Source organism: Herbaspirillum sp. FG34 (genome assembly GCF_057809315.1).
In genome coordinates, this window is sequence record NZ_JBMDJS010000051.1 from 1 (window position 1) to 703 (window position 703).

Below are 703 nucleotides of genomic sequence, written 5' to 3' on the forward strand. Positions count from 1 at the left end.
GCTGCCGACGATGCAGGCGCGGTCGACGCAGCCGATGCTGGTCCTCCCTGTGCTATAGCTGATTCCTGTGTCGCTGATGTTGCAGGCGCGGCCGATACTGCTGATGCTGGCGCTCCCTGTGCTACTGCTGATTCCGGAGCCGCTGACGACGCCGGTGCGGCCGATTCAGCTGATGCTGGTGCTGCCTGTGCTCCCTGTGCTGCTGGCGGCTTCGGCATCACTGACGATGCAGGTGCGGCCGATGCAGCTGATGCTGGTGCTCCCTGTGCTACTGCTGATTCCGGTGCTGCCGACGATGCAGGCGCGGTCGACGCAGCCGATGCTGGTCCTCCCTGTGCTATAGCTGATTCCTGTGTCGCTGATGTTGCAGGCGCGGCCGATGCTGCTGATGCTGGCGCTCCCTGTGCTACTGCTGATTCCGGAGCCGCTGACGACGCCGGTGCGGCCGATGCGGCTGATGCTGGGGCTCCCTGAGCTACAGCTGATTCCGGTGCCGCCGACGATGCAGGTGCGGTCGACGCAGCCGATGCTGCTGCCCCCTGTGCCGCTGGTGATTCTTGTGTCGCCGACGTTGCAGGTGCGGCCGATGCGGCTGATGCTGGTGCTCCCTGTGCTACTGCTGATTCCGGTGCCGCCGACGATGCAGGCGCGGTCGACGCAGCCGATGCTGCTGCCCCCTGTGCCGCTGGTGATTCTTGTGTCG

Annotated in this window: 2 protein-coding genes; both read left to right on the top strand. The window is 65.7% G+C overall.

Annotation, left to right across the window (positions count from 1 at the left end):
- Positions 1–67 precede the first annotated feature (67 nt).
- Positions 68–343 carry a hypothetical protein gene (locus ACODSZ_RS23095; protein ID WP_488928646.1) on the top strand — a complete coding sequence of 92 codons (276 nt, stop codon included), beginning with the start codon at positions 68–70 and terminating at the stop codon, positions 341–343.
- A 36-nt stretch (positions 344–379) separates the two neighbouring features.
- The coding region (locus ACODSZ_RS23100) for a hypothetical protein (RefSeq protein ID WP_488928647.1) at positions 380–703 on the top strand (324 nt) is incomplete at its 3' end.